This is a genomic window from Cupriavidus sp. P-10 (genome assembly GCF_003402535.2).
Taxonomy (GTDB): Bacteria; Pseudomonadota; Gammaproteobacteria; order Burkholderiales; family Burkholderiaceae; genus Cupriavidus.
On the sequence record NZ_AP025172.1, the window covers coordinates 367,351 to 388,612 of the forward strand.

The window sequence follows — 21,262 nt, forward strand, 5'->3', positions numbered from 1 at the left end:
GCGAGGCAGAGGGCGCAAAATCTGGCGAGATGGCATCAATGCCTATTTCTATCTGCATCGTGCCAAGAAACGAATCCAAATCAGGCGCCAATGGGGGACTTGTCGCAGTCGTCGTCTACGACGGCCTGAGCCTCTTTGAATACGGCTGCGCCGTTGAAGTGTTCGGTTTGCCCAGACCGGAAATGGGAAGCACGTGGTATCGCTTTGCGACGTGTTCGGCCGAGTTCGGGACGTTGCGCGGGCCGGGTGGCATCCAAGTACAGGCTGACGGTGGCCTTGAACTTCTGTCGAAGGCGAAGACGATCATCATCCCGGGCTGGCGGGATATTGAAGCGGTTGTGCCGCCGGATCTCTGCCGCGCTTTGCGAAAGGCGAACAAGCGAGGGGCGAGAATCATGTCGATCTGCACGGGGGCCTTTGTATTGGCCGCCGCAGGATTGCTCGACGGTAAGCGCGCGACGACGCACTGGCGTCACGCGGCAACACTAGCGGAGCGATATCCGGAAATTCGGGTGGAGGCAGATGTCCTCTACGTCGATGCCGGCGATGTCCTGACGTCGGCCGGAAGCGCAGCAGGAATCGATCTGTGCCTGCATCTGATCCGCCGGGACTTTGGCCCTCGCGCGGCCAATCAGGTCGCACGCCGACTTGTCATGCCGCCACACCGTGAAGGCGGCCAAGCCCAGTACATTGCCGAGCCGGTCTCGAAGCGCAGCAATGCTTCGTTGGCCCCCTTGGTGGACGCGGTGCGCGCAACATTGGACGAAGACTGGCCGATTGCCAGGATGGCAAGGCAAGCCGCAATGAGTGCCCGCACGTTCCAGCGGCACTTTGTCAGTATGATGGGTATGCCGCCTGGCGAGTGGTTGCTGATAGAGCGTTTAAGCCGAGCGAAGGTGTTGCTCGAAGAGACCGATGCATCCGTGGATGACATCGCGGTGCAAGTGGGGTTCGGCGCCGCAGCCACGTTGCGCAATCACTTCCGGACCCGGCTCGGAACAAGTCCCGGACACTACAGACGACATTTCAGTACATCTGCGCTGCATTGATTCCGGCCAATGGCGGATCCCAGTTGCCATTGCGCTCTTTTATGGTGGCACGGGGTGTCCATCCAACCGAGCCACCTGTACGCGTGAGATAGTAGGTTCCTTCGCCAGTCCAGGATGACCGGTGCCCGCTTACGCGTAATCCAATGGTAGCGCAGTGGTGTACTTGATCTGTTCCATCGCAAAGCTGGAGCTAACATCGGCAAGCTCCGCCCCTTGGATCAGCTTCTTATAAACGCGATCATAGGCCGCGATATCCGGTACTACCACGCGCAGCAGGTAATCGGTGTCGCCGGCCATCCGGTAAAACTCGGTCACCTCCGGGATCGATGCCACCAATCCATGGAACAGCTTGATCCATTTCAGGTTGTGCTGGCTGGTACGCACTGAGACAAAGACTGTGACACCGGCGTTCAACGCGTCTGCGTCCAGCAATGCAACCCGTTTGCGAATGATGCCGGCCTCTTCCAGCTTTTGGATGCGGCGCCAGCACGGCGTCGAGGTCAGGCCGACGCGGTCCCCAATTTCCGTTACGGAGACAGTGGCGTCTTCCTGCAGGATGTCAAGGATTTGTTTGTCGTAGCGGTCCATGCCCATTAGCTGGCTGTGTCCGAGGCTTGAGTAAAATCGGCGCGGAGCATCAGTAGCTTGTCTTTCAATTTCTATCTCACAGTAAGTTGAAGTTTCTGGGCGGACTATGTCCCTGTCGGGCCACGATCCACCGAGCACAGGATAGGGAGCGCGGCTTGAACGAACTAGTGGCATGAATGACAATTTACGTCCATATCTCGCCAAAGTTAGCCACGTGGACTGCGGCAGCCCGGTTCGTCTCTTGGGCTCGGGTAGGGTCTAGTTCAATCCTGTGCGCGATCAGCATCCAAGGACGGCCTGACCTTCGCGCTCATGCAATCGGGTCTCTATCTGCATCACCAAACGCCTTGCGGGACCAACCGTGGGCGAGTGCTTGAGCGGCATGCCATTTGAAAGATGCGTATTATTCACTTTAGCGAGGTACAGAGCTGAAGCATGCAGCAGGCTGCTGCACAAATTCGACGTCGGGCCTTGTCTCAGCTAGGGCGGTGGCGCATTTATTTGAGGTTGCGCGGTGAGAATCCCTTCATATCGGGAAAGCTGGCTCGGAGCGGCGGAAACTGGCAGCGGGCTACTGCCGTTGCGTTTCGCCGGACTCGCAAACAGGGGGGAGCCAGGTATTCCGGCTGGCCCGCGTCTTGTCGTCTGCATAAGCGAAGAACGTGATAAGGCTGGCCAGGAGGCTGACCATGCCGGCCTGTCGCGGGAAATAACCCGCCAGGGCGCCGCCGGCGATGAGCCCCAACGCCGCGAGACCCGCGAACACTGGCCAAAGACTCACGCCTGACTGCGCCTTCGGTGCACCGACGATGGCAACGCTCAGGGCTTGTATCCGGCCGTCCCGGCCTTTGCCGAGCTCGAAGCTCACGCGGTCGCCAGGCGTCGGCGTCACGGCCCGTGTCTGTAGCGCGGTGATGTGAAAGAACACATCTTTCGTGTCCGCGTGGACGTCGATAAAGCCAAAGCCCTTGTCGGCATGCCACGTCTTGACCTGACCTGCTTTTCTCATGGTTTTCGTCTAGTGTTGCGCGAAGGATCCAGTTTAAGGGATGCCGTCAAGCGAAACTATGGCGAAATCCGTGAACTCACCAGGGTATAGGCCGGCTGCTTGGCCACCCGTAGTTGGTGGGGTGTTGGCCTGTTGCAACCCGCCGTGTATATCAGATCAGGTAGATTGCCGATGGCGGGATGGCGCCGCATGAGATGAAGAACAACAACAGGTAGAGAAATGGGTCGCAGGAGAAAGGAGCCCTCGCTTAGCGAGGTGTTGATGGATGCGCCGTGGTGGGTATCCGCCGCGCTGGCCGTGGGTGCCTACATTGTGTTTCGCGCGGTCGTGCCAGCGATATTCGCGTCGAGGCCGTTGTTGACGGGCATTTCCGTGTTAAGCCAGTCGTTAGCCTGGGTTCCCGCCGCCATGTTCGGCTTCCTGGGTGTGCTGTCATACATCCGTGCGCGAGGTAGGGCAGGGACCAGCAAGCAAGAAGTCCCAATCAGGGCTCGGCGCTTCCGCACGAGCCGACCGTCCTCGCCGCCCAAGTCACCCCGGTCCTCCAGTGAATCCGCCAAGTCAAAGGAGGCCGCTGGCCCGCCAGCGCGGACAGTACCCGTACCGGAGAAGCCAGAAATCAATAGCTGGACGCTGGATGCCCTCAAGCAGTTGGAGTGGAAGCGATTTGAGCTACTTTGTGTTGGGTACTACGAGGCGATGGGGTTCGCGGTCAAGACCGTCCCCCATGGGCCCGATGGCGGCATCGATGCTACTTTGTACAAGGCTGGCCTGGATGTTCCCGTGGCCGTGGTCCAATGCAAAGCATGGAGTAAGCCGGTGAAGGTGGAACAGGTCCGCGCACTTGCCGGCGTCATGCACGAACACAAGGTGCGTCGGGGCGTTTTCTGGTCGTTGTCTGGCTATGTCGGGCGGCCGGTAAAGGAGTCGGCAGAGCGAGCCGGCATTCAATTACTTGACGGTGCGGCCATCGTCGAGCGGATCTGCGCGCTCGATCAGTACAAGCAAGCGACGTTGCTGAAGCAGGCGTTTCGGGACGACTACCGAACGCCGACATGCGCGGCCTGTGGGGTTAAGATGGTTGAGCGGAAAGGGCCAGCCGGCACATTCTGGGGTTGCCAAAACTATCCCGGATGCAAGGTCAGGCTGTCCCGCAACGTCTAAGCACCGGCTCGATCAATCATCCGCAGCGATCCCCAGGGAAGGCTGGTTTTCCGACAGGCTCGAGCGCCGATTCTCTCCTTGATACCGACACGGTGCTTTAGCTTGCAAGGTAATTCTCGGCATCGCCAGAGCCAGGTCTTCATCACTGGAGAGGCAGAGCAGCGCGGACGCCGGCAAGGACCTGCCGCCCCATCCGGTAGGCTCTTCCCGACCCTTCTCTGCCATTGAATTTTCCAACTCCCAGCGGCTGCTCTACGGTGTCTGTCAGCCGTCAAGGATCGATTTTTCGTCGAGGTCATCTGCTGGAGAAAGTGCTTCTTGGTGCGCGCATCCAGCGAGCGCGATCAAATCATTTCAGGCGCGCAAAAAAATATTCACTTCTGTCGCGACCCTCGATAAGGGAGCATCGATGCACTTTGCACGCTTAGTTGAGCCGGCAAGTATCTAAGCGATCCGCAGGACCAACATTTCCGGAGAGATAGCGATGAAGGCCGCATTCGTTTTAGCCACTGCGATTGCCATGACGTGGTCATCCTCTGGTTGGGCCCAGGCTCAGCCGATAGGCGGCAAGCCTGCCACAGCAGCGACAAAGGCCGCGAATGCCGCCCTGCTGAACGAGCTGCCGTTCAACGACAAATCCGATTTCGAAGACGCGCAACGCGGTCTGGTTGCCAAGCCGGACACGCTGACGATTCGCAACGCCAAGGGCGACGTGGTCTGGGATCTCGAAGCATACAAACAATACATTGGGATCGACAAGCCCGCGCCGGACACCGTCAACCCCAGCTTGTGGCGAAACGCCCAACTGACTATGCAGCACGGTCTATTCAAGGTCTCGGATCGCATCTACCAGGTCCGCGGCTTCGATCTCTCCAATGTGACCTTTGTCCAGGGGAATACCGGGTGGATCGTACTGGATCCGCTGATCTCGGAGGAAACGGCCAAGGCGGCCTACGAATTCGTGACCAAACACCTTGGTTCACGGCCCGTAGTGGCGGTGGTGTACAGCCATTCGCACATCGATCACTACGGTGGCGTGCGCGGCGTCGTCAACGAGGCCGATGTGAAATCGGGCAAGATCAAGATCTTCGCACCCGAAGGCTTTACCGAGCATGCCGTCAGCGAGAACGTCATTGCCGGCAACGCGATGGGCCGTCGTGCCGTGTACATGTATGGTGCGCTCCTGCCACGCAATGACCGCGGCGGTGTGAACGGCGGGCTGGGGCAGACAGTTTCGACCGGCACCGCAGGCTTGATTGTTCCTTCCGACATCATCAGCAAGACCGGAACCGAAGTCACCGTGGATGGCGTGAAGATGGTATTCCAGATGACGCCGGGCACCGAGGCGCCGGCGGAAATGAATACGTTCTTCCCGCAGTTCAAGGGCATGTGGATGGCGGAAAACACGACCAACACCATGCACAACATCCTGACGCTGCGCGGTGCCCAGGTGCGCGATGCGCTGAAATGGTCGAGCTACCTGAACGAGACCATCGACACGTACGGCAAGGACGTGGACTTCAAGTTCCAGGCTCACCATTGGCCGATGTGGGGTAATGCCAAGATCATCGACTACTGGAAGAAGCAGCGCGACCTCTACAAGTACACGCATGACCAGTCGGTCAACCTGATGAACAAGGGCTATACCGGTGAAGAGATATCGGAAATGATCAAGCTGCCGCCAGAGCTCGACAAGTTCTGGCCGAACCGCGGCTATTACGGCACGCTGCGCCACAATTCGCGGGCAGTCTATCAACGGTACATGGGTTGGTATGACGGCAATCCGTCGGACCTGAACAATCTGCCGCCGGAAATGGCCGCGAAGAAATACGTGGAGTACATGGGCGGCGAGGCCGCGATCCTGCGCCGCGCCAAGGCCGATTTCGACAAGGGCGACTATCGCTGGACTGCCGAAGCGCTCAAGCACGTGGTCTTCGCCAACCCGAACAGCAAGGCAGGCAAGGACCTGCTCGCCGATTCGCTCGAGCAACTCGGCTATCAGGCGGAAAGTGGCCCATGGCGCGGCGTGTATTTGATGGGGGCGTATGAGTTGCGCAATGGCGTGCCAAAGGCAGGCGGCACCGACGTTGCCAGCCCGGACACGATCAAGGCAATGCCGCCTGAAATGCTGTTCGACTATCTCTCGGTGCGCCTGAATGGCCCGAAGGCTGCGGGAAAGAAGATCGCGCTCAATCTCGACTTCACTGACTTGAAGAAGCAATACGGCCTGGCGGTGGAGAATGCGGTCCTGAACTACGGCAAGCCGTTGCCGCAGGCGGACGCGAAGATCACGATGTCGAAGGCGACGCTCGATGCCATCCAGCTCAAGGAAACGACGATCGAAAACGCCATCGCGAAGGGCGACATGAAAGTGGAAGGCCGACGCGAGGCGCTGGGGGAGTTCCTCGGCCTGCTGGATTCCTTCCCGTTCTGGTTCAACATCGTGACGCCATGAAGACCAAGCCGAACGCCCTGATGGTGATGCTGGCCGCCGGCTGGCTGGCCCTCGCGCCGGGGCCGGTTGCCGCGTGCGGATCCGACTTTGTCCTCGGCGACGAAGTCGGCGCCGCGCACCCGGCCTCGATCGGCGTCGCCTTCGCGATGAACGATGCGTTAAGGGCGGGCGCGCTGGCGCCCCCGGAAAGCCTGACTGGCGCCGAAGCGCGCTTGCGAGCCGACGTCACCGCGCACCTGCTGGAACAGCGGCTGGCGTCGGTCAGGGTAAAGCTGCCGCCCACCTCGCTGCTGCTGATCGAATCGAGGCTCTGGACGCGCTACGCCCTGGCAAGCCAACGCAAGGCAGACCTCCATGCGGATCATGACGCGGGTCCGGCCGACGGCGATGTCGTCGTGGTGACGGGCGAACAGGTGCTGCGTGGCCTGCTGGACGGGCGGATCGGCTGGAAGCAAGCATTGGACAGCGGACTGATTGTCGTGACAGGTGACCCAGCGAACCGCATGCGGGTGGAAACAATGCTGGCGGCCCAGTTTGCAAAGCCGGGCGTTGCCGCCCTGGCGAGTCACGTGCTGTCTCACCGGCTCTAGTTTGAGTTCGTGGACCGGGGACTGTCTTGCGCCCCGGTCGCCCCAGCGAAATCCGTCGCATATGCGCACCTGTATGGCATGACACGACGACGAACGACCGCAATCAGCGATACATCTGCCATCCACAATTCGTGCCTGAGAGACAGAAACTGGCCGGCATTGGCCTTCATCCCTTTCTGACGGGCCATTCACCCAGTTTGTTCAGCGTAACCATAACGACTAGCGCTTCAGGACCTCTCTCTAAATCCATTTGTCCTTGGCTGTCACCTGCGCTGAGACTTCGATTGTCTTGCTGGCAACGCGATCCGTGACCGTGGCAACGAATACATACCTTCCTGCGGGTTCTTCGCGGGTGAACTCTAGGGTCACGACGGAATCCCCCAGCTCCGTGATTCCGCGCTTCGGTGCCGCTCGACGAGAGACCAGGGTTGTACCAAAGTTGTCGCTCGAACCGTTGGGTGAGATCAGGCGGTATTTCACCTCCACATTACATCGTCCGTCCTTACCAGGCTTACATCCAGCGAACAGGAGCATGGTGCTCACCGACTCCCCCCGTTTTACGGCCTTCGTGGTGGGGAGGATGGGCGTGCCCGGGCGGTTCCACGTGTCCCGAAACATCTTGGCATCGCCTGTCAACACAAGTTGTACGCCAAAATCACCTGAGGACTTGCGAGCGTCACTATCCGGCACCGGGCGTCCATTGCCATCTGTCCATCCCGCGATCGCCTGCAACGAACACATGAGAACGGCGGCAAACAGGAATCTTCTTTTCATAGCAGTTGGTCCTGAGTCACGAAGGCCGCAGCCTGGTAGCCAAGGCAATATAGGGCAAGGCGCCGGATTAGCCGCCCCCCTCGGAGGAAGTGGTTTTGTGGCGCAGCGCACCTAATGCTGGAGAGAGGCCCCCTGCAATTGAGCCGGGAATCCGGTGGCGGGTGGGGGGCTCAAAGCGGCCCTTCGCCGTCAATCAAGTCTTCGTGTCTGGAACGGCCGTCCATCGTCGTTGAGCCGTCATTCGCTCACACCTAAAAACTCGGAAGCGCAGACAGGACTCACTTTCTGCCGATCTGCATCGGCTTGTTGAATCCGCAGCGCAATTCGCGCGTACGCCGACACCTCAGTCTACAACGGGCGAAAACTATCCTGGCTTGGCGCCCGACCCGATGATAAGTTCAAGCTCGGTCTTAAAGCCTTCACCGACGTCGAACTGCTTCAGGCATTCATAAACATCGCTCCAGGCCCTCAGTCTTGCAGCGACGTCGAGGTCCGCTACCACGGCCCGGTATGCCCCGGCGGCTTCCTGCATCAGTTGCAGAGCATCGGACGCGCTCGGCAAGACGAGCTGCGCTCGAAGGTGCTGTGTTTTCACATCGCCAAGACCGCTGTCGTTGATCAGGCGTTCCATCACGCCATCGCCTCCCAGTGCGAAGATTCCAGGTTGTCCGGGCGCAGGAGGAGACTTGCCCGCGTGGCGTAGAAGGATCGCCATCGGCTGAGCCATAAAGGGATTGTTGGCCGGCGTCGTGAAAACCAGCGCCGCGAAACGCGCGCCAGGCTTGAGTGCGCTTCGGACAGCTTTCAATGCTTCTCTAGGTGACGGAAAAAGCATCAATCCCAATCGGCACATCGCCGCGTCGAACGGGGCCAATGTCCCGTCCAATTCATCTGCTGCGCATTCCAGCGTTTGGATATTCTGAAGACCGGCGCGAGCGGCATTTTGGCGGACATGCTCCAGCATGGTGCCCGATATATCACTGGCGACCACCTCGCCGCTGGCACCCACTCGTATCGCTGCCTGGATGCTTTGGCTGCCGGCACCGCAAGCCAGATCGAGAACGCGCATGCCCGGCCGGATACCGGCCATATCGATGAGCGTGTCCGTGGCGCCCGCAAGATTGGTGGCGAACACATGCTCCCACTTCGCCCAGCCGGGTGCTGCCGACTCCCAGGTATTGCGAAGATTGGAGTTCACTCTCTTGTCGGTCATATGGAGACTCACTCAGGCCCACCGCCGCTTGTACAGGAGCATTGTATTGCGCAAGTGATCGTGTGGGCCCCGTTATGCAACGCCCCGGAGTTTGCGGCTTCCGCGCAGAAGGCTTACTTTCTGCGCACAATTGGAGACTGCACGAGTGAGTGACCGCCTTCCTGGACATCCAACGGTTAAGCGGCCATTTGATCGGGTCCGGCCTATGACCGAAGCTGCAGCCGGAGCCGACGTCTGAACGCCCGACCGATGGTACGAGTGAATGACGCTTCATGGCCGGCTACCGCCGTTGCGAAGCCGACAGCTTGTGGCAGTAAGCGACGCGTTTAAGCGAGCGGAGCGGGGTCACCTCCACGGCCATCGAGTGCCCTGCCCCAAACTGTCAATCCAGTGCCCCGGATTGTCAAGTGAGTAGTCGTCATTCCCGGATACTTGCTGGGCTTGCATGCAATGGCGCGTCTCATTGCGCCTCCGCCTGACTAGCCATTTCCCCGGCCGGCATGGAATTTCCCGTCCGAATCCGCAGAAGGAGACCCATGAGCAAGACATGTAGCGAGCCGACGTTGGTGTTCGTACCGGGACTACGTGACCATGTTGCGCAGCACTGGCAGACTTTGCTGGAGAGGCGGCTGCGCGAGTCGGGCCGGTCGGTGGTCAGCGTGCCGCCGATGGGCCGCGACGACCTGTTTTGCACGTCACGTGTCGAGGCGATCGAAGCCGCGTTCGCGCAGGTCAGGAGCCCGGCCATCATCATTGCGCACAGCGGTGGCGTGGTCATGGTCGCCCACTGGGCTAGCAAATACCGCCATCCGATCCTCGGTGCGTTGCTGGCAGCGCCTCCTGATTTTGAGCAGCCGATGCCTGCCGGCTATCCGACCATGGACGCGCTGTCCGCCGCGGGCTGGCTGCCGGTGCCGCGCGAGCCATTGCCATTGCCATTGCCCAGTATTGTGGCGGCGAGTCGGAATGATCCGCTTGCCAGGTCTGGACGCGTCGCCGCGCTGGCGCGGGACTGGAGCAGCGAACTGGTCGACCTGGGTCAGGTGGGGCACCTGAATCCGGCCTCCGGTTTTGGCGAGTGGCCAATGGCGGACAGGCTGATCTCACGGCTTTCGGGACATGACGCTGCGGCGTCAAGAACTGTATCCGGCCGCCACTAGCGGCGGCCCGACCCACAACGCGCACGGCACGCGCACGGTATTGAACCGGCGCGGCTTCGCAAGGAGACGACAATGGAACTGAAGGACAAAGTAGCCATCATCACCGGGGCTGGCCAGGGTGGCGGCGAAGGCATCGCGCACGTGCTGGCGCGGGAAGGGGCCAGGGTCGCCGTGGTCGACCTGAACCTTGAGGCGGCGCGGCGCGTCGCATCCAGCCTCGATCCGGAGGGAAAGCGCGCCATTGCCATCCGCGCCGACGTCAGCAAGAAGGCCGAAGCGCAGGCCATGGCCAGCCAGACCCTCGAGGCCTTCGGTGCCATCGACATCCTGGTCAACAATGCCGGCGTGGGCGGGGCCTCTGCGCTGGTCTGCGACGTCACCGAGGAGAACTGGGACCACGTGATGGGGGTGAATGCCAAGGGCATCCTGTTCTGCTGCCAGGCGGTCATCCCGGCAATGAGGGCGCAGGGCAAGGGCAAGATCGTCAATATCGATTCGATCGCCGGTATTCGCATGGCGTACTTCAGCAGCGTCGATTACACCGCGTCCAAACATGCGGTAACGGGACTGACCCAGCATCTTGCATGGGAGTTGGCCGACCAGCGCATCAACGTCAATGCGGTATGCCCCGGCGGCATCCGGACGCCTGCGATCGAAGCGTACGCAAGCCCCGAAAAGCGTGAGTCCCTGATCCGGCGCACGGTACCGCTGGGCCGGTTCTGCGAGCCCTCGGAGATTGGTGAAGCGGTGTCCTTTCTCGCCAGCGAGCGCGCGGACATGATCACGGGCCAGATGCTGGCGGTGGACGGCGGCACCCTTACCGGCTACGGCGAGGATCTGCGCGCGGTGTTGCGCCAGCGGCTGCAGGAAGGCAACAGCCACTGAGGTCGGCAGCAAGCTGCGGGCCCCGCTTCGCCCAGGGGCTCGCAGGTCAACCCGCCGCCGCCGATGGCGGCGATGTCAGTAGTGGATGATGCCCGGCGTCCCGCCGCCGACTGCGATGGCCTCACCGTTGATTGCCACGCTCAATGGCGAGGCGAGAAAGGTCACCACGCAAGCGACCTCGCTGGCATCGACCATGCGGCCAAGGGAACTCCTGGTCGCCGCCCACGCCTCGGTTGCGGCGTCCGTCTTCTCGGTGCGCGTTGGCCCGGGATGGACCGCCGTGACATTGATGCCCTTCGGGCCAAGTTCGTCAGCAAGGTTCTTGGTGATGGCCGCCACGCCGACGTTGCGCAGCGTGGCGACGGGCCGGCCCGTGTGGTAGATCGCCAGGCCACCGATATTGATGATGCGGCCCCAGCCATTCGCGGCGAGATGCGGGGCCAACGCCCGCGCGGTACGAAGGTAGCCGATGACCTTGATGTCGATGTCTTCAAGCGCTTGCGCATCGACGATCTCGTCGAGTTGCGTGGCTGGCGAAATGCCGCCCGGCATGGCCGCGGCATTGATCAGGATATCGATGCCGCCCAGGGCTTCGATCGCTTGCGCCACCATGGCATCGACGGAAGCTTTGTCGGCGGTGTCGACCGTGAGCGGCACAATGCGACGGCCGGTCAGCGCCGCAAGTTCCGCGGCGGTCGCTTCCAGCGCTTCTTTCGCGCGCGCGGCGAGCACGACGTCCACGCCTTCCTGCGCGAGCTGAAGAGCAATCGTCTTGCCTATGCCGCGGCTGCCGCCGGTCACGATTGCACGCTTGCCTTTTAACTTCAGGTCCATGATCCCTCCGATTTCCTGCAATGGCTTCGGGGCGATCGTGCCAGGAACACGTCGCCCCGTAGGTCGTTTCGCGTCAGGGCGTACAGGGCGGTGATGCCCGGGCGCCAGGCCGCATGCGTTACGGCACCAGTACGGTAGCGCCGCTGGTCTTCCTCGATTCGAGCGCGCGATGGGCCTCGGCGGCATCGGCCAGCGCGAAGCTCTGCCTGGGCTCGCTCGTGATCTTGCCGGCCAGCACCATGTCGAACACTTCCCTGGCCATGTCGAGCATGTGCGAGCGCGGCGTGGCGTAGTGCACCATGGCCGGACGCGTGACCCACAGCGACCCCTTGGCCGCCAGCGTGCGGCTGTCGATTTCCACGGGCCCGGACGTCGTGCCGTTGCTGACAAGGGTGCCGCGCACCTGCAGGCAGGACAGCGATGCATCCAGCGTCGACTTGCCGATCGAGTCGAAGACGACCGGGACCTTCTTGCCGTCGGTGATCTCCATCACGCGTTCGACGATGTCCTCGCGCGAGGTGACGATGGTGTGTGTACAGCCATTGGCCTTGGCGATCTCCGCCTTTTCGTCGGAGCTGACCGTGCCGATCATGGTCACGCCAAGCGCTCGTGCCCACTGGCACGCGATCAGGCCGACGCCGCCCGCCGCGGCGTGGTAGAGGATGGTCTCGCCACCCTTGAGCGGGTAGACCTGGCGGAACAGGTATTGGGCCGTCATGCCCTTCATGATGAGCGTCGAGGCAGTCCGGTCGGAGACGCCATCGGGCAGCGGGATCAGCACTTCCGCCGGCATCACGCGCACGTCCGAGTAAGCGCCCTGCGGCCCGAGCAGGTAGCCGACGCGGTCACCGACGCGGATGTCGGTCACGCCCGGACCGACGGCCTCGACCACGCCAACCGCATCGGAGCCCAGGCCGTTGGGCAGCTGAAGCGGATAGTGGCCGGTGCGGAAGTAGATGTCGATGAAATTGACGGCGATATAGGTATGGCGGACACGGGCCTGGCCCGGGCCGGGATCGCCGACTTCGACGGTCTCAAGCTTGAGGACGTCGGCGCTGCCGGTTTCGTAGAAGCGGATTGCTTTTGCCATTCTGGTCTCCTGGAGAAAGTTCATGCCGGTCCGGTGCCCGCAAGGGCCGTGGATCTCATGGCTGGATGTGGTAAGTCTTGACGATGCCGGCATTGCGCTCGTATTCCGTGCGTAGCGCGTCAGGGCGATGGGACATGTTGGGCTCCGTCAGGGACAGGATGGCCGGCCGCCCTGGCCGCAGCCGAATCGCTGCGTCCGGGCGGGCCTTGCACATCAGGCGGCGCGTAGCGGCAGGTTCCTGATGCCGGCCTGGCGGTTGGGCGCCATGCCGTGGGCGGCCAGCGTTTCTTCAACGCTGTCGTACCAGGTGCCGATGCGGTAGATCTCGCGCGCTTCCTTGCCCGAGGCGATCTCGCGGCCCAGTTCCTTGGCCACGCGCACGCATTGCTCGATCTGCTGCACCGACGTCATGCGGTTGCCGTGCTGGTCGATGATGGTGTCCTCGATGCCGCAGCGGGGGTGCAGGCCCATCGACATCGCCATCATGTTGAACGGCAGCACGTTCTTCAGCAGCGACTCCGCGGTCAGCGTGCAGCCATCCGGCGCGCGGTGGACGAAGTTGAAGAAGTTGAACGGGTTGGGGCCGTCGAAGCCGCCACCGATGCCGATCCACGTCAGGTTCAGCGGACCCTTGTAGAGGCCGGCGCGCACCATGCGCTCCAGCGTTTCCATCGCGTGGATGCCGGTGAGCTGGAAGTGCGGCTGGATGCCGGCGTTGCTGAGGCGACGCAGGTGCTCTTCCACCCAGCCCGGGCCGGCCGGCACCGTCATTTCGCGGTAGGCAGCCTGGTAGGCGGGATGCTCCAGCGAGGTACCCTTCAGGTACTCGGGATAGAGCAGCTCCATGATGTTCATCTGCGTGGTGTTGATCGCCACGGTGACCTGGTCCGGCTTCGGGTCCAGGTCAGCCAGCATATGGCGGGTGTCATCCGACAGCCACTTGGCAGCCTGGCCATCGTCTTCCGGCGCGAACGAGATGGAGCCGCCGACCTGGATGATCATGTCGGGCACGGCGGCGCGCACGCCGGCGATCAGCTCGTTGAACTTCGACAGGCGCTTGGAACCCTTGCCGTCGAGTTCGCGCACATGCAGGTGCAGCACGGTGGCGCCGGCGTTATAGCAATCGACGGCCTTCTGCACCTGCGCTTCCATGGTCACCGGAATGTCTTCCGGGAAATCTTCCGGCATCCATTCGGGGCCATACGGGGCCACGGTGATTACCACTTTGTCCTGGTTCTCCGGGTGCAGGGAATCGTCGAGAAATTGCATGGTCTCCTCCTGATGGTGAATGGCGCATCCATTGGCGCCCGTTTGACGGTCTTGATCCACAGGCCACGATTCGGAGCGCGTGGCCGCGCTCTCAGCTGAACCGCACCGATACGTTTCCTGCTCGCGAGCAAATGCGGGCCACGCAATCGGCATCCGGAAGGTCGGCAATGAAGGCAAGCAGTGTGTCGAACTGGCGGTCCTCATGCCCACCGGCACGCGTGCCGGGAGCGGCGACGGGATTCGCCGAATCGTAAGCGGCGTTGATCTTGTCCCAGTCCGCTTCTGTCAGGTAGCGCTGCGCCGCCGGCAGGATGACGCCTTCCTCGCGCCCCATGAGTGCCCAGACGAATTGCGCGTAGTGATCTACCTTGCCTAGCAGCTCCGCCAGCGGGCCGCCTGCAGCAAACCGCTCAACGGCTTCGGTGAGCGCGCCAAGCCATTGCGCATTGCGTTCATGCTGGCGCTCCAGTTCGTCGAGTTCTGCGTCGGTCCGGGCCGTGCGCCGGCGCAGCCTGCCGTAGAGGCAGGCCTGCTTGCGGGGATGGTGGCGCGCCACTGGGAAGGCCTCGATAAACCGGATCATGTTCCGCATCACCTGGACATTCGCGCCGGCGCCGCGGTCATTCGCAGCCGTGAGCATGTCCAGCCATGCGCGCAATACGGTACTGAGGGCGCGGTGCTCGTCGCGGATCTCGCGGATGGCCGGCACTGGCATCACCGGCGTGTGACCCGGCATGGCGAATACCGGGATACCTGCCGCGAGCGCCGCCTGGACCAGCGATCTTGTCATCGCTTCATGCCCGTGGGCGCCGATGAAGACCAGGTCGCAGCCAGCCTTGCGCGCGGTTGCGGGGATGGCGGCAGGTGCGTCGCCCTCGGCTACGCCAGCCGACGCACATGGCACCCCTAGCGCCCGCGCCACCGACTCGGCCTTGCCGAGCAGTTCGCGGCCGCGACTCATCTCGTCGCGCGGTACTGTGATCAGGCGGGGCACATGGACAAACGTGATCCGTGCGGCCGCAATGCGTGCCAGCTCGATGGCCCCGGTGATGGTGGCCATGCATTCATCCGTTTCGTCGAGCGGGACCAGCAGGTGGCGGCACGTGACGGCGTCGGCATCGGGACAAAGGCGGCTCATGCCGACACCCCGACCCGTACACGTCCCTGCTCCAGCGCGCACACGTCCATGAATTGCATCGAAGGCACCTCGCGTTCCGTTTCGACCTGGACGCATGCTAGCCGCCGCACACCTTGTACGCCCCCTCCGCGGAGGAGGGGGCGATTGCCCGCCAGGCCGGCGGTGTGCCTATAATGAGACACCAGATTTCGAGCCAGGCACGCCGCGCCCAACGGCAGGGCGAAGCCACGGAAGCGGCATTGCCGCGCCGCAGCCCGGCATGCACGTCCCGGCGAGCGTCGCATCCAAGCCAACCAGTACCCGCCAGATGACCTCCGTGAACCGCGGCTCGGATACCGCATTTTCCGAGCTTGCGCTCAAGACCATGCCGCCGCGCGCGCCGCGGCACCTGCTTGCGCGTGCGCGCCTCAGCCTCGACAGCGAAGCGCTGCGCGACCGGCCCGCGGTGGTCGTGCAGGCGCCACCGGGCTTCGGCAAGACGCTGCTGCTGGCGCAATGGCGCCGCGAGTACCTGGCGCACGGCGCGGCCGTCGCCTGGATTTCGGCGGACACCCACGACGATCCGCTGCATTTCCTGCAATGCCTTGTGCTTGCCGTCCGCGCAGGCTGCGCGCGGCCCGGCTTTGGCCGCACCCTTCTCGAAGGCGCGGCCGCGGCGCCGGGCAGCACTGAAGGGCTCACGGCCTGGCTTGCCGAGGTGGCCCAGACATCGCTGGACCTTGTACTGATCGTCGACGAAGCCGAACGTCTCTCGCAGGACGGGGTTGGGGCGCTGCTTTACCTGCTGCACAACGCGCCTCCCAATCTGCGCATCGTGGTCGCGGCGCGCGGCGGGTTCGACGCCGCGCTCAGCGACCTGACGGCGTACGGCCAATGCACCGGCATCGGCGCGGAAACGCTGCGTTTCCGCTTTGATGAAACCATGACCCTCGTGCGCAGCCGCTTCGGCGACCGGGTCGATGCCGACAGTTGTGCGCGCCTGCATGAGTTGACCGACGGATGGCCGCTCGGCCTGCAACTTGTCCTGGCGGCCATGGAGCGCGGCGCCGATCCGCGCAGCGTCGTGGACGCCATGGCGGCTCGCCCGGCTGATGAAGGCGAGCATCTGGTTGGTGGCCTGATTGCCAAGCTCACGCCCGACGACGTCGCGTTCCTGACTCGCATCGCCGTCGTAGACCACGTTCATCCGGACCTGTGCCGTGCGCTGACGGGCGCCGAGCAGGCACCGGAGCAGCTGGCACGGCTGGTCCGCGAGACACCGATCTTCATCTCCAGCGACAACAGCGACTGGTGCCGGCTGCACGCGCTCGCGCGCAGTGCCCTGCAGGCGCGCGTGGCCGAGCTGTCCCGCACGGAGCAGGACGAACTGCATACGCGCGCACTGCGCTGGCTCGCCGCGCGCGGCATCACGGAGGAAGCCGCGCGTCACGCACACGCGGCGGGCCAGCATGCGCTTGCCTACGAGCTGGCAGGGCGCTCGCTATACGACGCCGTGATGCAGGGGCGGCTGGGTACCGTGCTCGAATGGCTGGAGCGCCTGCCTGACGCGGAACTGGACCGCTACCCGGGCCTGCGCCTTGCCGCTGCCTGGGTGCTCGCGCTGGGCGAGCGCCATGCGGAGGCCGAGGCGCTGGTCGCCCGCATGCTTGACGGCGCCGGCGACGATGCCGTCCTGCGCTATGAATGCGCGCTGATCCTGAGCATCGCGGCCTACTACGCGGACCAGCCAGACCGCTGCCTGGCGCTGCTGGAGCCATGGCAGCAGCAGCCTGCCGCGCACGACCCGCGCCTCGCCCAGATGCATGCCAACCGCCTGGCAATGGCCGCGATTCTGCATGGGCAGACCGGGAACGCGCGGCGCCACCTGCAACTCGCGCCCCGCGGCAACCTGGGCGAGGGACATCGCTACGCAGCGCGCTGGGGCGAATTCGTGATCGGGCTGAGCTACCTGCATGAGGGGCAGGTGATCTTGAGCGAAGCGATCTTGCGGCCCACGCTTGCGAGCGCGGAAGCCGATCTTGGCCGCCGCCACCCGCTCGCCTGCATGCTCGCGTCGCTGCTGGCCGCGGCGGTCTACGAATGCGACCGGGTCGACGAAGCGGCTGCGCTGCTCGCCAACCGGCTCGACGTGCTGGAGCGGTCGGGCACGGCCGAGACGTCGTTGCTGGCGTATCTGAGCGCTGCGCGCGTGGCCGCCGTGCAAGGCGTCGAGCACCGCGCACTCGACCTGCTCGAAGCGTTGTACGCGGTGGGCGTCGCGCGCCGGACGCCGCGGCTTTGCATTGCGAGCCTGGCGGAGCAGGTGCGCATGCACGCCGGGCGCTTCCGTGCCGAGACCTGCCGGGCCCTGATCGTCCGCCTTGACGAACTGGTCGCCGGGGCCGAGGCGGGCCACGGCCCCTTGTGGCGCCGCGACGTGGCGCTGATGCAGGCCATGGCACATGCCAATGCGGCAATCGCCGCCCAGGACTGGCCATCCGCGCTCGATGCGCTGCGCCGGGCGGCGCCTGCGGCGGAAGCCATGAAGCTCGGGCGCAAGCGCATCGAGATCATGGCGCTGGAGGCGTTCGTGCGTCATCGCGGCGGCGAGGATAGCCGCCCGCTGATGCAGGAAGCCATGAACCTTGCGCGGACCTATGGCCTGGCCCGCACCTTCGCTGACGCACATCCAGGCCTCGCCGACTGGGCCAGGCGCCTGGTGGAGGAGGGGGCCGCGGAGCCTGGCGCCGCCCAGCCGCTGCCGGTGGCGCGCACACCGCGCCGCGCCGAACGTCCGACCATGGCGCCGCGTGTCGTGGCCAGTACGGTGCTGACCCCAAAGGAACGCGAAGTCCTGGAACTGCTGGCGCGCAATCTCTCGAACAAGGAGATTGCACAGGCCATCGGCGTGGGTGAAGTCACGGCCAAGTGGCATGTGAAGAACCTGTTCGGCAAGCTGAGCGCCGGCACGCGCAAGCACGCCGTACGGCGCGCCCAGCTGCTGGGACTGCTGGAGGGGCTCGAGTAGTTCCCGGCCTTTCGCGTCCGTTTCGCCCCCTCCTTCGCGCATCCTTCGCGCAGGGGGCGCAGCTGGCCGCCTGCTTCGGATAATCGGAAAGCCCTAACCACAGTGCGCCAATCGGACCCGACTCGTGCCATGCCGGCCGCGATGCACGGCGTCTAGCGCGTATTTTCCGGTTCCGGTGGTTGACGGCGCCACGCCGACACGCTGCAGCCGAAGCGCATGGAGAACCACCTGGAGAAGGCACTGAGGGAGGAAAAGCCCATCAGGATGGCAACCTCCGACAGCGGTCGTTCGCTGTTTTTCACGTATCTCGTGACGAGGTCGACCCTGACCGCATCGACGACGGACAGGTAGTTCTGCCCATAGGCAGCCAGATGGCGATGCATCGTCTTGCGGTCGATGCCAAGCTGCCGGGCCACCTGTTCGGCCCCGCACTCGCCGGTTGGCAACAGCGCGAATACCAGCTTCCGTACTTTGTCCGGCATGGTGGAGCCGGATTGCGCCAGCTTGATATCCAGGAATTCGCGCGCATGACGGCCCAGCGCCGAATCCGAGGCTGCGCCAGCCACGTCGAGATCGGAGGCGGCCAGCACGATGCCATCAAAATCCTGGCGAAATCGCACCGGTACACCGAACACGCGCCGATGCGTGGCAAGGCTGGCGGGCGCGGCGTGGGTGAAGCAGACGCTGCGCGGCTTCCATGCCGTCCCGGCAAGCAGCTTGAACAACCGGAACCAGAGGCAAATGACGAACTCCGTCGATTGCCGCATGGAACCTTCGATGGACACGAGGAGTTCGAGCCTGACCACCGCGGCGTCCCCGACCGTCTCGATGCGCAAATCGATGCCTTCGTTGAGCAAATGCAGATAGCGCGCCATCGCATCCAGCGCATTGCGCAGGGTGGCGCCCTCGCGCATCACCGTCCACAGAGGTCCCTGTGTTGTCAATTGACGGGTTTCCGCCACGCGTAGCCCAAGATCTTCCAGGCCGGCAAGCTGTGCCGAATCCTCCAGCAACTGCATGACCGACTTCGCCGGCACCCGCATTTCCGGGTCCACCAGGGCCGTCGGGCTGATACCCGCCTGCCGGAGTTGGCGGTACGGATCCAGGCCGAGTTGGCGGGCCACGTCGACAAACTCCGTCAGGTTCACGTGTTGCAGCAGCGTCGACATAGGAGTTCCCCCAAGGTGCCCCAAAATGTAAAGTCGCTGCCCCGCAATGTCAATGCATCGTGCGCGGCTTCTTCAATACTTTGCATCGACCCTTCTGCTTCGACCTGTACCTACAAACTTTCGGAGTCGCAATGCGAGTCGAGCCACTTACCTGTTCCATCGGCGCCGAACTGGCCGGCGTCAACCTCGCCGACGCGATCCACGATGACGGCATATTCGCCGGCATTCGTGAAGCGCTGCTCAGGCACCGCGTGCTGTTCCTGCGCGACCAGGACATCACGGCCGGCGAGCACGTCGCCTTTGCCCGCCGCTTCGGCGAACTTGAAGACCATCCGGTAGCGGGCAGCGATCCCGAACATCCGGGGCTGGTCCGTATCTACAAGAGTCCCGACGAGCCCACGCCGCGTTATGAGAACTCCTGGCACACGGACGCTACCTGGCGCGAAGCCCCGCCGCTTGCCAGCATCCTGCGTTGCCGGGAATGCCCGCCTGTCGGCGGCGACACCATGTGGGCCAATATGGTGCTCGCCTACGAGAACCTGCCGCAACACGTCAAGGACCAGATCGCCAACCTGCGCGCACGCCACAGCATCGAGGCAAGTTTCGGCGCCGCCATGCCGATCGAAAAGCGTCTCGCGCTGAAGGCCCAGTTTCCGGATGCCGAGCACCCTGTCGTCAGGACGCATCCCGAGACCGGCGAGAAGGTGCTGTTCGTCAACGGCTTTACCACCCACTTTACGAACTTCCATACGCCCGAACGCGTGCGCTTCGGGCAGGACTTCAATCCCGGCGGGGCTGACTTGCTGCGCTACCTGATCACGCAAGCCTACGTTCCCGAGTATCAGGTGCGCTGGCGCTGGACCCCGAACAGCGTGGCGATCTGGGACAACCGCTCGACCCAGCATTACGCGGTCATGGATTACCCGCCGTGCCATCGCAGGATGGACCGGGCCACGGTGATGGGAGATCGCCCGTTCTGAGCGACACGCTTGATCACAGTGTCCTGATTCCCTGCACCCCAATGCAACGCAAAGCGAAACTGAGAGACAGACAATGAGCCAGATCGATCCCAACATGCTCAAGGACAAGGTTGCCGTGATCACCGGCGCGGGCCGCGGCATCGGACGCACCATTGCACTGGCCTATGCCAGCGCCGGTGCTGCGGTGGTGTGCAGCGCCCGCAGCGAGGCCGACATCGTGCAGACGGCCGCGCTGATCCGCGAAGCGGGTGGCCGGGCCATTGCCCAGACCGTGGACGTGGCGGACTACGAGACCGTCGCGACCCTGTTCCGGCGCGCCAGCGATACCTTCGGCGGTGTCGATATCGTCGTGGCCAATGCCGGTGTCGCGCTCGAGCAGCGCAGGATCGCTGACGGCGATCCCGCGCTCTGGCGCAAGACCATCGATATCAACCTGACCGGTGCCTACCACACCGCCCATGCCGCCATTCCCCACCTGCGCCGCCGCGGCGCCGGCAAGATCATCATGATCGGTTCCGGCCAGCGCAAGCGGCCCAACGCGGGCTTTTCGGCCTACTCGTGCTCCAAGAGCGGCCTGTGGATGCTTACCCAGTCGCTGGCGATGGAACTCCAGGAGGACAACATCAGCGTCAATGAGCTGATACCGGGGCCGGTCAGGACCGACATGACGCGCGACGTTGCGGCGCCGCCCGGCGAATGGTTCAAGGATCCCGCGGACGTTGTCCCGCTTGCCCTGTTCCTGGCCGGCATGCCCGATTTCGGCCCCAGTGCGCAGAGCTACAGCCTGATGCGCCGCGCCTGACGCCAAGTGGCCGAAAGGCGGGCGCACACAGTTCCCGCGACACCTGCCGGCTGCAATGGCCTTGCAGCCGCTGCCCGTGCAAGGAG

General features: G+C 63.5%; 18 protein-coding genes. 9 read left to right on the forward strand and 9 right to left on the reverse strand.

Features of this window, described 5'->3' with window-relative positions; translation table 11 throughout:
- Positions 1-38: 38 nt before the first annotated feature.
- On the forward strand, positions 39-1,049 hold the full coding sequence (ftrA, locus tag CTP10_RS31675; protein WP_116323409.1) for a transcriptional regulator FtrA: 1,011 nt from the start codon (positions 39-41) through the stop codon (positions 1,047-1,049).
- Between the two features lie 129 nt (positions 1,050-1,178).
- On the opposite strand, the gene CTP10_RS31680 is transcribed toward ftrA, so the two are convergent.
- Together CTP10_RS31680 and CTP10_RS31685 are read right to left on the reverse strand one after the other, a co-directional pair.
- Positions 1,179-1,637 (reverse strand): Lrp/AsnC family transcriptional regulator, encoded by a 459-nt coding sequence (locus CTP10_RS31680; RefSeq protein ID WP_116323418.1) that lies wholly within the window; start codon positions 1,635-1,637, stop codon positions 1,179-1,181.
- 571 nt (positions 1,638-2,208) lie between these two features.
- The gene (locus CTP10_RS31685; RefSeq protein WP_116323408.1) at positions 2,209-2,646 is read right to left on the reverse strand and encodes a cold-shock protein; all 438 of its coding nucleotides are present in this window, start codon (positions 2,644-2,646) and stop codon (positions 2,209-2,211) included.
- A 261-nt stretch (positions 2,647-2,907) separates the two neighbouring features.
- Between CTP10_RS31685 and CTP10_RS31690 the strand changes: the two genes are divergently transcribed.
- The 3 genes from CTP10_RS31690 (at position 2,908) to CTP10_RS31700 (ending at position 6,855) form a co-directional block, all read left to right on the forward strand.
- The gene (locus tag CTP10_RS31690; protein WP_334223341.1) at positions 2,908-3,810 is read left to right on the forward strand and encodes a restriction endonuclease; all 903 of its coding nucleotides are present in this window, start codon (positions 2,908-2,910) and stop codon (positions 3,808-3,810) included.
- A 484-nt stretch (positions 3,811-4,294) separates the two neighbouring features.
- Entirely contained in the window at positions 4,295-6,265 is a 1,971-nt protein-coding gene (locus CTP10_RS31695) for an alkyl/aryl-sulfatase (RefSeq protein ID WP_116323406.1), read from the forward strand.
- Positions 6,262-6,855 carry a hypothetical protein gene (locus tag CTP10_RS31700; protein WP_116323405.1) on the forward strand — a complete coding sequence of 198 codons (594 nt, stop codon included), beginning with the start codon at positions 6,262-6,264 and terminating at the stop codon, positions 6,853-6,855. Before CTP10_RS31695 ends, CTP10_RS31700 begins: the two co-directional genes overlap by 4 nt.
- A gap of 240 nt (positions 6,856-7,095) precedes the next feature.
- Here the strand turns inward: CTP10_RS31700 and CTP10_RS31705 are convergent, their stop codons facing one another.
- Positions 7,096-7,629 (reverse strand): hypothetical protein, encoded by a 534-nt coding sequence (locus CTP10_RS31705; RefSeq protein ID WP_147316323.1) that lies wholly within the window; start codon positions 7,627-7,629, stop codon positions 7,096-7,098.
- 364 nt (positions 7,630-7,993) lie between these two features.
- Positions 7,994-8,842, reverse strand: a complete 849-nt coding sequence (locus CTP10_RS31710) for a class I SAM-dependent methyltransferase (RefSeq protein ID WP_116323403.1) — start codon at positions 8,840-8,842, stop codon at positions 7,994-7,996.
- 536 nt (positions 8,843-9,378) lie between these two features.
- Between CTP10_RS31710 and CTP10_RS31715 the strand changes: the two genes are divergently transcribed.
- On the forward strand, positions 9,379-10,002 hold the full coding sequence (locus tag CTP10_RS31715; protein ID WP_116323402.1) for an RBBP9/YdeN family alpha/beta hydrolase: 624 nt from the start codon (positions 9,379-9,381) through the stop codon (positions 10,000-10,002).
- 72 nt (positions 10,003-10,074) lie between these two features.
- Complete coding sequence (locus CTP10_RS31720; protein ID WP_116323401.1) at positions 10,075-10,887, forward strand: SDR family NAD(P)-dependent oxidoreductase; 813 nt, start codon at positions 10,075-10,077, stop codon at positions 10,885-10,887.
- Between the two features lie 75 nt (positions 10,888-10,962).
- Here the strand turns inward: CTP10_RS31720 and CTP10_RS31725 are convergent, their stop codons facing one another.
- From CTP10_RS31725 to CTP10_RS31740, 4 genes are all read right to left on the reverse strand, one after another.
- On the reverse strand, positions 10,963-11,721 hold the full coding sequence (locus tag CTP10_RS31725) for an SDR family NAD(P)-dependent oxidoreductase (RefSeq protein ID WP_116323400.1): 759 nt from the start codon (positions 11,719-11,721) through the stop codon (positions 10,963-10,965).
- A gap of 118 nt (positions 11,722-11,839) precedes the next feature.
- Complete coding sequence (locus CTP10_RS31730; RefSeq protein WP_116323399.1) at positions 11,840-12,811, reverse strand: quinone oxidoreductase family protein; 972 nt, start codon at positions 12,809-12,811, stop codon at positions 11,840-11,842.
- Between the two features lie 213 nt (positions 12,812-13,024).
- A complete protein-coding gene (locus CTP10_RS31735) occupies positions 13,025-14,080 on the reverse strand; it encodes a 3-keto-5-aminohexanoate cleavage protein (RefSeq protein WP_116323398.1) in 1,056 nt (351 codons plus the stop codon).
- Between the two features lie 91 nt (positions 14,081-14,171).
- Positions 14,172-15,218 carry a hemerythrin domain-containing protein gene (locus CTP10_RS31740; protein WP_116323397.1) on the reverse strand — a complete coding sequence of 349 codons (1,047 nt, stop codon included), beginning with the start codon at positions 15,216-15,218 and terminating at the stop codon, positions 14,172-14,174.
- Positions 15,219-15,525: 307 nt separating this feature from the next.
- Here CTP10_RS31740 and CTP10_RS31745 point away from each other — a divergent pair, with 307 nt between their 5' ends.
- Positions 15,526-18,225, forward strand: coding sequence for a LuxR C-terminal-related transcriptional regulator (locus CTP10_RS31745; RefSeq protein ID WP_116323396.1), 2,700 nt, complete (start codon positions 15,526-15,528; stop codon positions 18,223-18,225).
- 152 nt (positions 18,226-18,377) lie between these two features.
- Here CTP10_RS31745 and CTP10_RS31750 read toward each other — a convergent pair whose 3' ends face one another.
- Positions 18,378-19,394 (reverse strand): AraC family transcriptional regulator, encoded by a 1,017-nt coding sequence (locus CTP10_RS31750; RefSeq protein ID WP_116323395.1) that lies wholly within the window; start codon positions 19,392-19,394, stop codon positions 18,378-18,380.
- Positions 19,395-19,525: 131 nt separating this feature from the next.
- Between CTP10_RS31750 and CTP10_RS31755 the strand changes: the two genes are divergently transcribed.
- Positions 19,526-20,374 (forward strand): TauD/TfdA dioxygenase family protein, encoded by an 849-nt coding sequence (locus CTP10_RS31755; RefSeq protein WP_116323394.1) that lies wholly within the window; start codon positions 19,526-19,528, stop codon positions 20,372-20,374.
- Between the two features lie 73 nt (positions 20,375-20,447).
- Positions 20,448-21,176, forward strand: a complete 729-nt coding sequence (locus CTP10_RS31760) for an SDR family NAD(P)-dependent oxidoreductase (protein WP_116323393.1) — start codon at positions 20,448-20,450, stop codon at positions 21,174-21,176.
- Positions 21,177-21,262: the final 86 nt, after the last annotated feature.

What these genes read in the sequence shown, in the direction of transcription:
- CTP10_RS31760 (WP_116323393.1), top strand. Translation starts at nt 20,448, where the DNA reads ATGAGCCAGATCGATCCCAACATGCTCAAGGACAAGGTTGCCGTGATC.
- CTP10_RS31730 (WP_116323399.1), bottom strand. Translation starts at nt 12,811, where the DNA reads ATGGCAAAAGCAATCCGCTTCTACGAAACCGGCAGCGCCGACGTCCTC.
- CTP10_RS31755 (WP_116323394.1), top strand. Translation starts at nt 19,526, where the DNA reads ATGCGAGTCGAGCCACTTACCTGTTCCATCGGCGCCGAACTGGCCGGC.
- CTP10_RS31680 (WP_116323418.1), bottom strand. Translation starts at nt 1,637, where the DNA reads ATGGACCGCTACGACAAACAAATCCTTGACATCCTGCAGGAAGACGCC.
- CTP10_RS31715 (WP_116323402.1), top strand. Translation starts at nt 9,379, where the DNA reads ATGAGCAAGACATGTAGCGAGCCGACGTTGGTGTTCGTACCGGGACTA.
- CTP10_RS31685 (WP_116323408.1), bottom strand. Translation starts at nt 2,646, where the DNA reads ATGAGAAAAGCAGGTCAGGTCAAGACGTGGCATGCCGACAAGGGCTTT.
- CTP10_RS31750 (WP_116323395.1), bottom strand. Translation starts at nt 19,394, where the DNA reads ATGTCGACGCTGCTGCAACACGTGAACCTGACGGAGTTTGTCGACGTG.
- ftrA (WP_116323409.1), top strand. Translation starts at nt 39, where the DNA reads ATGCCTATTTCTATCTGCATCGTGCCAAGAAACGAATCCAAATCAGGC.
- CTP10_RS31735 (WP_116323398.1), bottom strand. Translation starts at nt 14,080, where the DNA reads ATGCAATTTCTCGACGATTCCCTGCACCCGGAGAACCAGGACAAAGTG.
- CTP10_RS31695 (WP_116323406.1), top strand. Translation starts at nt 4,295, where the DNA reads ATGAAGGCCGCATTCGTTTTAGCCACTGCGATTGCCATGACGTGGTCA.
- CTP10_RS31745 (WP_116323396.1), top strand. Translation starts at nt 15,526, where the DNA reads ATGACCTCCGTGAACCGCGGCTCGGATACCGCATTTTCCGAGCTTGCG.
- CTP10_RS31705 (WP_147316323.1), bottom strand. Translation starts at nt 7,629, where the DNA reads ATGAAAAGAAGATTCCTGTTTGCCGCCGTTCTCATGTGTTCGTTGCAG.
- CTP10_RS31710 (WP_116323403.1), bottom strand. Translation starts at nt 8,842, where the DNA reads ATGACCGACAAGAGAGTGAACTCCAATCTTCGCAATACCTGGGAGTCG.
- CTP10_RS31720 (WP_116323401.1), top strand. Translation starts at nt 10,075, where the DNA reads ATGGAACTGAAGGACAAAGTAGCCATCATCACCGGGGCTGGCCAGGGT.
- CTP10_RS31740 (WP_116323397.1), bottom strand. Translation starts at nt 15,218, where the DNA reads ATGAGCCGCCTTTGTCCCGATGCCGACGCCGTCACGTGCCGCCACCTG.
- CTP10_RS31690 (WP_334223341.1), top strand. Translation starts at nt 2,908, where the DNA reads ATGGATGCGCCGTGGTGGGTATCCGCCGCGCTGGCCGTGGGTGCCTAC.
- CTP10_RS31700 (WP_116323405.1), top strand. Translation starts at nt 6,262, where the DNA reads ATGAAGACCAAGCCGAACGCCCTGATGGTGATGCTGGCCGCCGGCTGG.
- CTP10_RS31725 (WP_116323400.1), bottom strand. Translation starts at nt 11,721, where the DNA reads ATGGACCTGAAGTTAAAAGGCAAGCGTGCAATCGTGACCGGCGGCAGC.